This window comes from Mangrovicoccus sp. HB161399 (genome assembly GCF_013184745.1).
In the GTDB taxonomy this organism is placed as follows: Bacteria; Pseudomonadota; Alphaproteobacteria; order Rhodobacterales; family Rhodobacteraceae; genus Mangrovicoccus.
Map to the genome: position 1 here is coordinate 1 of NZ_JAATVU010000132.1, position 8872 is coordinate 8872.

The following is an 8872-nucleotide window of genomic DNA, read 5'->3' on the forward strand; positions in this document are numbered from 1 at the left end:
CCCGCGGCTTCCTCCTTCCGAGGTTTGTCAACGCGGGCCGCCACCTCCCGGCCGCCCACGTCGCGCCGCGGCCCGCATCGAAAAACCTTCAGGCAGCTGGTCGAACTGCGGGACTGGTCCCACTACGACCTCTACGACCGGGAAGAGCCGGTCGGCTTGGCGCTGGAGAAGATCCTCCCGTTCTTCAGGAAGCATCTGGGAGAAGAAGGCGTCGCGTCTGCTGAGGCCGCCTGAAGCCAATACGGTTCGGTCCTGCTCTGCGGGATCGAGCTTTAGCATGCAGTTTGATGTAGATGCGTCCTTTCCCACCGACGCCGGGCTGGCCGCCCGAAGCGCTGCAGGGGTCCGCTTTGGGGCTCTGACCTGCCTTGCGGCAGCGCGGAAGCCTGGCGATGGCGCCGATGGTTCATCGGCTGTCACCATGCCTGGCCGAAGGGCGGAACCAGCCGGTCGCGCCTGGCGCCTTGAGCGCCCGTGCTCAGCCCTTTCCGGCCGGTAGCAAGGGCGCTGCGCTCGCAGCGTCTCTCACGATCAGCCACGAGGAGCGGACTTGCGGCACTGCTGCGGAGCCCAGCCCGCGATCTGGCAGGAGCGGCCGCCCACTGTGATCTTCGTGCGAACGGCGTCGACCAGGCCAAGCCGTACCAGTCCGGCCGTTCATGGTTGCCGACCCTACTGGCGAAGAGCGCAGGTAGCGGGCATCGTCTTGAGGAGACCTGAGCCTGAAAACATCATGCCGACGCGTTGCCATGCCGTCCGGCGCGTGCGGATGCCTCTCCATCTCTCCAAGATTGGCGGGAACAAATTGCCGTGATTTTCTCTTGGGTCTCCATACGGCAAAGAGGATCTTCCAATGGCAGAGCGGGCACCGGTCTGGGTCGAGTACGTGATGCGGGCAGGATATGCTGCACGCGGCGTGGTTTATCTTTTGACCGGTGGTCTGGCACTGTTATCGGCCTGGCATGGCGGGTCGGGCGAAGACAAGAAGAGCGCGCTGAGTTCGCTGTTCGGCCAACCCTTTGGCGCGTTCATCATTCTCGCGATTGCTGCGGGGCTCTTTTGCTACGGCATCTGGCGCCTGATCTGCGGCTACATGGATCTCGAAGACGAGGGCAGCGAAACCAAAGGTATTGTCGCGCGGATCGGCCAGGGTGTGAGCGGACTGGTGAATCTGGGCCTCTCCTTCTCGATTGCGCGGCTTGCCCTAGGGAACAGCAGTGGAGAAGACGGCAAGGAGGCTCTGACCTCGAAACTCCTGGCTATGCCCTTCGGGCAGATCATCGTGGGCGCTGTGGGTCTGGCTGTAATCGGTGCCGGCTTGGCTTATCTTTACAAGGGGTGGTCCAAGAAATACCGCGAAAACCTGCGCTGGTCGCCGGTCCTCGAAAAACTCTCGCTTCCGATCCGCCTCGGGCTGGTGGCGCGCGGCATAGTCGTCGCGATAATCGGCGGTTTCTTCATTTTCGCCGCAGTGCAGTCGGATCCGGATCAAGCGGGTGGCCTGTCGGAAGCCTTTGATCTGTTGCGCAGCCAGGCCTACGGACTCTATTTGCTGGGCTTCGTGGCGTTCGGCATGCTCGCGTTCGGCATCTATTGCTGGATCGAAGTGGCATTCCGTGTGCTGCCGACGCGTCAGAGAAAAGGGACATTGACCATAGCGCAGCATCTCAAAATGCATGCGTGACGCAAGGCGGAACGTGATGCCGAGCGCGCTGCGTCGCCAAGGCGTAGTGCAGCCCTTTCCGGCCAGTGGTAGCGGCGTCGTGCTCAAAGTTCCTGGTGACAACGACCACGACCACGACCACGACAAGCGGAATCGCGGCGCTGCCGCGGAGCCCAGTCGGCGATCCGGCAATGGTGGCCGGTCGTGTCGGTCAGCGCTTCGCCGGAGCCGATCAGGGGGATGCTCTCAAGTCCGGCCGCTCATCGTCTTCGGCTGGACTGATCAAGAGCGCGGCTGCCGGCCGGTGGCAGGCAGCCGCCGCCAGGTCGAGGCTCGCACTGTCGCTTCCAGTCCAGCAGTCCGAAGTCGGGCGCCTGAGTACTGCGGCTTCTCCCGGAGCAGCCGCTCATCCTTCCCGCGGCATTCTCCGGCTGCTCACAAGTGATGCTGGAGGAGAGGATCCAGGCAATCTGCAGCTACGGCGCCGGACCGGACAAGAGAGGGAACTGACCGGACAACGGCCAGCTCCCGTTGAGTCCACTTTCGGCGATGCGCATTATCCGAAGAGGAAATGCACCGCCTCGAGCTCGAAACCGAGGTCCTGCAGCGTGATCGCGCCGTTGCCGAGCGCGACCTCGGCGGACCCGCCATCGAGATAGGTGATCTCGAGGTCGCCGTAGGACGACAGGTCGATGCCCTCCATTTCGGTCACCACGTCATCGCCGCCGCCGCCGAAGACGAAGGTGTCGGAGCCGGTCCCGCCGGTCAGCACGTCGTCCCCGGCTCCGCCCTCGATCCGGGCGAGGCCGTCGCCGCCGGACAGCTGGTCGTTGCCGCCCTGGCCATCGATGGTGTCGTAGCCGCCGCCTGCCTTGATCACGTCGCCTTCCGCATCGCCGCCGCTGCCCGAGCCTGCGGCGCTGCCGCTGTCGAGCTGGACGCGCACGCCTTCGAAAGAGTCCGAGCAGTCCACGGTGTCGCTGCCGGCGCCGCCGTCGATCTCGTCTGCGCCGGCGCCGCCCGAGAGGAGATCCGCGCCATTTCCGCCAAGCAGGCTGTCATATCCCGCGCCCCCAAGGAGCACGTTGCCGCCGCCGTTTCCGGACAGCGCGCCGCTGCCGCCGGCTGCCGCGAGGGTGTCGCTGCCGCCCTGGCGGGTCAGCGTGTCGTCGCCGGCGCCGCCAAGCTGCGCTTCCGGTCCGAGCGAGATCGCGGTGCCCGGCAGGTTCACGGTTTCTGCGTTCTCAAGTGCATCTGATTGTTCGCCGGTGCTGCCCCGGCGCCATTGCCGGGTTGCACATCGGTCGTCCGCCGGAGTTCGCCGGTTCAAAAGGAGTTGGAACAACGATGGCAGGGCCGCGCGGACGCTTCCGGAGGCAATCGCGAAAGAAATCCGGGAGAGTCCGTACCCGGCGCTAGGCTGGAAGGCGCATTTTTCTGCGGGTGACAAAAGGGGCCTGGCAATGCGAGGATCGCGCTTTCGCTCCCCTGTCCGGTCATTCAGAATCCGGCACCGCCGTGCTGCGGCTTTTCCCGGAGCCTCCGCTCAAACCATACCGAAGCATACTCTGCCTGCTGGCCGACGGAGGACCGCACTCTCCTGCCGCTCGCATGATGATCCGAACCGGCCGCGAGGCTGCGCTCTTGGTCAGCAGGCGCCTCCGTGGCTGACGGGACAGTGATCTGTCTGGCTCCATTTCCAGCTTGGAGACTCACTTCCCCTTGCCGGGCATAGCCAGCGGTGCGAGGCCTGCCAGAAGCCGGACCAGCTCTGACTGGCGCGATGCACCGGTCTTGGCGAAGAGCGACTTCAGCTGGCTGTTCGCCGTATTCCGCGTCACCTCGCGCACGCAAGCGAATTCGGCAAGGGTACGTCCATGCGCGAGTGCTGCCGCCAGCTCTGCCTCGGCAGGGCTCAGATCGAACAGCGTGCGCAAGGTCGCTGCGTCCGGGCATGAGGCACCGCTTCCGGTACGCAGCGCGATCAATTCCAGTCTGCGGCACTGTGGCAAACCGAGGCACGCCGCACGATGCTCGGAGAGCGGCGCCGCAAGCGGCCAAGCCGTTCCGCCGGGCCCCGCGCGCCGCGCCGCGCCCCCTCCGGCGCCTCGGCCCAAGGCATCGGAAAGCGCCCGGAGCCAGTCCCTGTCCGCTGGGTTCCGCGCGGCGATGCGTCCGTGCGACAGCGTCAGATGCGCAGAGCTGCGCAGCGCCGCCTCGCCTCTGCGGTTGGCATGGACCAGCCGGGCCGAGGCATCCGCGATCAGCACCGGCTGCGCAAGCAGATCGAGCGTCTCCCGCAGAAGTCCGGATTGCGCCCTCTGCGCCTCCAAAGTCTGGCGCAGGTTCAGGGCACGGTTGAGGTGCGGAGACAGGCGCGCCACGACGATCCTCGGATCGCGCACCGTGGCGGCTCTTGGATCGCGGCCGGAACAGGGCAACCGAGGTCAGCCGCTTCCGGTCCCTGGCGACGATCGCTCCGAGAAGCCGGTGCAGGCCCGCCGGGTTCCAGACCTCTTCGCAGAGTACCAGCCCGCGCCGTTCCTCCGGGCGCACCAAGTCCGTGTCTCTGGCCGGGACACCGACTTTTACCAGATGCATGCGCGGCAGGAGGAGGTTCTGGTTCATGTACTCCGCCATCGGCGCAAGGAAAACCGGATCGATGCCGAGGCTTTCCTCCATGTCCGCGCCATGGACTTCGCGGTGGCACAAGATCGCGCTCGGACTCCGGGCAACCTTGCGCAGCAGGTCGAGGATGCGAGGGGCCGCACCGGAATCGAACGCGATCTCGTAGATTTCGCCGATCTCGGTTTCCAGGTCCGGAACTGGAGACGTGTGGTGACGGATGATCATGCAATGCAGCCTTTCCCGGAAGTTGCCAGGGGGCGCCCGCGAGCAAAGCGCGACGCATTGCAGCACATGATACCGCGAATCTGGCCGGAAAACCGCGTCGGCATGCACTGCGGTCCGGGCTGCACCCTGCACATCCCCCATCCGGGTGAAGCCGGAGTTTTTTTTCCGTGGCAGGCTGCGTCGAATAGCACGGCTCGATAGAGGGGAGATCAGCATGGATCGCACCGGCACGTCCGGCCACGCGTGCATGGACGCCGCTCTCTCCGAGAGAGCCTGCCCGGCCAGCCAAGGCCGGAACACCGTAACCGCAACTGCACCGGCGGGCCGCCGTGCATGCGCATCCCATCCGCCGCGTTCCGCCCGCCCCGGGCTTGCTGCCGGTCTCTAGCGGCGAATTTGCAGGCGCTGAAGGGACCAAGCCGACCAACCGGCAGCCAAGGAGGCAAAGGGAGCATTCCCAGATGCACTTCGACACCATCACTGCATCCCAAGGCGGCGCGTTCTCGCAGACAGTCCCGCTCCGGATCCTGCGGACCGCCCCGGCCCGGTTGAGGGGGCCGGGCGGATGTTACAATCTGGCCAACCTCCTGGCGCTTGCAGCCGGGATCGCCGCACAGGTCTCGGCAGCCGCAGGCAGCTTGGACGCGTCGTTTTCCGCGATGCTGCGGGCCTGTTTCCATGGCGAGCCTGGCGCGGCGTGGCTGACCGCCGCGGTGAGCATTTTCCTCGCTGCGGGAGAGGCCCATCATCGCGCCTGGTTGCATCCGGGACAGCCCTCGCGCCACCTGTTGCGGCTCGGCGACCTGCTTTCCGGGCTTGGCGCGTCTGCGCTGACCCTGTCCCTGCTCTGCTACGGCGACGCCGTTCTTGCGATCCTTTCGGGTCTGCTCCTGGCTTTCGGAAAGTTCGGCAATGCAGCCTTTCCCGGCCGACAGAACCTGGCCGGTCTGTTCCGTCGGGCTGCCCTGCTCAGCCGGGCGGCCGTTCTCGCGTCGCTGGCACCGGGGCTCGCGGCCGCGGTCCTGCAGCCTGGAGCCGCCGCGGCCCTGGACGTTGCCATGGCCTGGGTGCTGGTCCTGCGCACGCTGATCTGCTGCCGCGGCGATTACCTGCTCCTGCGCGCCGGTTGAGGCCCGTGCCTGCCGGCACCGGCCGCCGTCGGCCGATGCGCATGCCAACGGACCGGAAGGAGATGTGCCATGTCCGAAGACCTCTTCGCCGCCATCTGCGAAGCCGGGCTCCAGAGCGAAGGCTGGCCCGCGGCACTGGAAATGGTCTCGGACCGCCTCGCCGGCACGCCGCTCTTCCTCGGCCATGGCGAGATCCGGAACTTTCCGCGGGCCGAGGCGTGGACGGTCCGCTACGACCCGGCGGCGCTGGCCAGTTTCGAGGGCGGCCAGGACGGGTTCGAAGAGAATCCCGGCTTCGGCCTGATCGCCCGCGCTCCGGCCGGGACGCTTGTGGACCGCAGCATGCTCTACGGCGCCGGGCTGCCGATGGGGGATGGCGCGGCGAGACATTTCATCGAGCGCCCCGGGATGCACCATTTCCTGCTCAGCGCGGTGCAGCGCGACCGCGACGTTTTCAGCCCGCTGTTCCTGGCCCGCCCCCGCGGCGCGCCCTTCGACAGCCGCGAACGGCGGATGGTGGAAGAGCTCTGCAGCCATCTGGGCCGCGCGATGCGGCTGCGGCGGGCACTGGACCTGCGCAATGCAGCGGGCCTCGGCTATGCCCGGGCACTGGACCGGCTCGGCGAGGGAGTCATCCTGACCGGGGGCGACCTGCGCATCCGGCACATGAACCTTGCGGCCGAGGCAATGGCCGCGCGCCGCGACGGCATCCTGCGCCACCGCGGCCGCCTGAGGCTCGCATCGCGAGCGGCGCAGGCGCGGCTGGAAGCCCTGGCCCGGCGGGTCTCGGGGCCCGAACCGGATTACGTCGATGGCCGGGTGATGGTGCCGCGGCCTTCGCATGCGATGCCCTATGCGCTGACGGTCATGCCGCTCGCAGGCGACGCGTCCTGCGCCTTTTCAGGCGCACCGCAGGTACTGGTCCTCGCGAGCGATCCCGAGGCCCGGGCGGCGCAGCTCTCGCCTCAGCGCCTGGCGCTGGACTACGGCCTTACCGGGGCCGAGGCGCGCATCGCGGCCCTGGCGGCGCGGGCGCTGCCGGTCCCCGAGATCGGCCGACATGCCGGCATCTCCGCCAATACAGTGAAGACGCATCTCAAATCGGTCTACGGCAAGCTCGGCGTGCATGGCCAGGCAGAGCTCGTGCGGCTGCTGATGGCCCAGGCCCAGACCTTGCCGGGCGGATGAGCTCACCCAACCGGGTGATGTCGGCCGGACCGGCTGGTCCCAGCCCCGGAACACCCGGGCGGCTTCGCTGCCCGGCGGACCAAGGAGAACAGCATGCCGATATCGTCGTTTTTCGCCCTGTTCGTGGCTTCGGCCGTCAATGCAGCGATTCCCGGCCCCTGCATCATCCTGACCGTCGCGCGAACTGCGCGCGGCGGGGCCGCCGCCGGTCTCTGCGCCAGCGCGGGCATCCTGGCTGGCCGACGCGGTCCTGGCTGCGGCCGCAGTGGCGGTGCTGCAGGGGATGATGGCACTGCCCGAAATCCTGTTCAGGCTCCTCCAGTGGGCCGGAGCCGGGGTGCTGCTCTTGCTCGCGCTCCAGCTCCTGCGCGCGCCGGTATCCCCGGAGGCACCCACCTGCGGTCGGGCGGGCCGCGCGGATTTCGCAGGCGGCTTGCTGGGCGGCATATCGAGCCCTTTCAACCTGGTCTTCTTTCTTGCGCTGCTGCCGCAATTCGGCTTGGCCGAGCACGGCGGGGTGTGGTCCGGCCTGCTGCAGCGTCTCGACGCGGCGCTGCTGGCCGCCTTCGCCGTCAGCGGTCTGGCAGCGCCACTGGTTTGACCCGCCGCGGCCTATCTCATCGTGACCGCAAGCGTGCGTGCGGCGTCCTCGAACGCCGCCAAGATCTCGGGATTGCCGGCCTCCCAGGCGCGGAACCGCTCGAGCCCGGCCTGCATCAGAGCGCCCTGCGCCAGGCCGATTTCGGCGGCGGCGGCACGTTCCTCCGGAGTGAGAAAAGCCGCGCCCACCGTCTCCACCGCTGCTGCGCAGCGCAGTTCCTGATCATGTGGCAGCGGCCCCTGTTCAAGTGCCGCGCCGCAAAGATACCAAGCCGCCAGAAGCGAAATGAACCCGTTCATGTCCCTGATCCTTTCCGGAACGGATCGCACCGTACATTCCGCGGACGCGATCCCGCTGACTGCAGTTTTCGGCGTCGCTGTTGTTCGCGGTAAGGTTGGCCGCGGCCCTGCTGCTGTAGCTTTGCGAGCAGGCCTCTTCCCAGCCGCCCTTCACGCCCAATTGGCCGCGAACGCCGGAGCCTGCACATTGTCCGCAGGTCCGCGGCAGCGCGCGTCACCCATTCGGGTGAGGGCGCGCCGATTGAAACGATGCGTCCACCGCCGTTCGCCGTCGTGCCGCGCTGATCCGCGGGCTCCGCAATGGAGATTGCCGCACGCGGGATGCTTGACAGGTGCCAACGGGCGTTGTTGGACAAATCAGCTGATGACCGCAGTCCCCCCTTTCCCCGGGACACACCTATCCTGCGGCCACGGTCATCGGGATGCCGAGGGCCGTGAAACGGTTCAGGACCGCCACCCGGATCTGGACCTCGGCTACCTGGCGGTCGAAGTCCCGTGACATCAGACGCTGGCCGAGCTGTTTCACGCAGTTCATTTTCGTCTCGACCCTGCTCCGGCGGTGGTACCCGCTCCAGTTCCGCCACAGCGTCCGGCCGAGTTGCTTCGATGCCCGCAGGATCTCGTTGCGCGCCCGGGCACCGGCTGTGTCCGGCTTCCATGGCCTGGCATTCCGTCTCGGCGGAATGATGGCTGCAGCGTCGCGCGCGGCGATGGCGTCGTGGCAGGCGCGGGTGTCATAGGCACCGTCAGCGGTGACGGTGGCGATCTCCTCCTCCCCCGGGATCTGGGCAAGCAGGTCCGGCAGCACCGGCGCGTCGCCGACATTGCTCGAGGTGACCTCGACGGCCCGGATCTCCAATGTTTGCTCGTCGATTCCGATGTGGATCTTGCGCCATGAGCGGGCCGCGCCACCGGTCCGAGCGGCACCGCGAATGCGCCGTTTCGAGCCGCCATGCTTGCGCGTGTGCCGTGCTGCGCGCTTTCGCGGCCCCACCGGGGCCACGGTCGCTCCGCACCCTTCGCCTTCCACCTTGATGCCGGTGCTGTCCGCTGCCCGGCAGGGCATTGCGCAGCAATGCCCGAGAGGGGACGAGCAGGTGCAAAGCACCTTTCGAACCGCGAAACGGAATGGTCACGT

8 protein-coding genes and 2 pseudogenes are annotated in these 8872 nt (G+C 67.4%); 6 read left to right on the forward strand and 4 right to left on the reverse strand.

From position 1 onward, the window contains the following. Together HCC78_RS33350 and HCC78_RS30575 are read left to right on the forward strand one after the other, a co-directional pair. Window positions 1–234, forward strand: a pseudogene (locus tag HCC78_RS33350) (hypothetical protein); the annotation flags it as partial. A 619-nt stretch (window positions 235–853) separates the two neighbouring features. Continuing rightward, a complete protein-coding gene (locus tag HCC78_RS30575; RefSeq protein WP_172332524.1) occupies window positions 854–1684 on the forward strand; it encodes a DUF1206 domain-containing protein in 831 nt (276 codons plus the stop codon). Between the two features lie 535 nt (window positions 1685–2219). Here HCC78_RS30575 and HCC78_RS30580 read toward each other — a convergent pair. Beyond that, window positions 2220–2894, reverse strand: a complete 675-nt coding sequence (locus tag HCC78_RS30580) for a calcium-binding protein (RefSeq protein WP_172332525.1) — start codon at window positions 2892–2894, stop codon at window positions 2220–2222. Between the two features lie 481 nt (window positions 2895–3375). After that, the gene (locus HCC78_RS30585; protein WP_172332526.1) at window positions 3376–4068 is read right to left on the reverse strand and encodes a hypothetical protein; all 693 of its coding nucleotides are present in this window, start codon (window positions 4066–4068) and stop codon (window positions 3376–3378) included. Between the two features lies 1 nt (window position 4069). Here HCC78_RS30585 and HCC78_RS30590 point away from each other — a divergent pair, with 1 nt between their 5' ends. The 4 genes from HCC78_RS30590 (at window position 4070) to HCC78_RS30605 (ending at window position 7435) form a co-directional block, all read left to right on the forward strand. Further along, on the forward strand, window positions 4070–4717 hold the full coding sequence (locus HCC78_RS30590; RefSeq protein WP_172332527.1) for a hypothetical protein: 648 nt from the start codon (window positions 4070–4072) through the stop codon (window positions 4715–4717). A gap of 260 nt (window positions 4718–4977) precedes the next feature. Then, window positions 4978–5646, forward strand: a complete 669-nt coding sequence (locus HCC78_RS30595; protein ID WP_172332528.1) for a hypothetical protein — start codon at window positions 4978–4980, stop codon at window positions 5644–5646. Between the two features lie 69 nt (window positions 5647–5715). Then, window positions 5716–6834, forward strand: coding sequence for a helix-turn-helix transcriptional regulator (locus HCC78_RS30600; protein ID WP_172332529.1), 1119 nt, complete (start codon window positions 5716–5718; stop codon window positions 6832–6834). 235 nt (window positions 6835–7069) lie between these two features. Beyond that, entirely contained in the window at window positions 7070–7435 is a 366-nt protein-coding gene (locus HCC78_RS30605) for a LysE family transporter (protein ID WP_256368370.1), read from the forward strand. An 11-nt stretch (window positions 7436–7446) separates the two neighbouring features. Here the strand turns inward: HCC78_RS30605 and HCC78_RS30610 are convergent, their stop codons facing one another. Then, window positions 7447–7734, reverse strand: a complete 288-nt coding sequence (locus HCC78_RS30610) for a hypothetical protein (RefSeq protein ID WP_172332531.1) — start codon at window positions 7732–7734, stop codon at window positions 7447–7449. Between the two features lie 397 nt (window positions 7735–8131). Continuing rightward, window positions 8132–8872, reverse strand: a pseudogene (locus tag HCC78_RS30615) (IS5 family transposase); the annotation flags it as partial.

Excerpts from the sequence above, each read along its gene's own strand:
- HCC78_RS30575 (WP_172332524.1), top strand. The coding sequence starts at position 854 with ATGGCAGAGCGGGCACCGGTCTGGGTCGAGTACGTGATGCGGGCAGGA.
- HCC78_RS30595 (WP_172332528.1), top strand. The coding sequence starts at position 4,978 with ATGCACTTCGACACCATCACTGCATCCCAAGGCGGCGCGTTCTCGCAG.
- HCC78_RS30600 (WP_172332529.1), top strand. The coding sequence starts at position 5,716 with ATGTCCGAAGACCTCTTCGCCGCCATCTGCGAAGCCGGGCTCCAGAGC.
- HCC78_RS30610 (WP_172332531.1), bottom strand. The coding sequence starts at position 7,734 with ATGAACGGGTTCATTTCGCTTCTGGCGGCTTGGTATCTTTGCGGCGCG.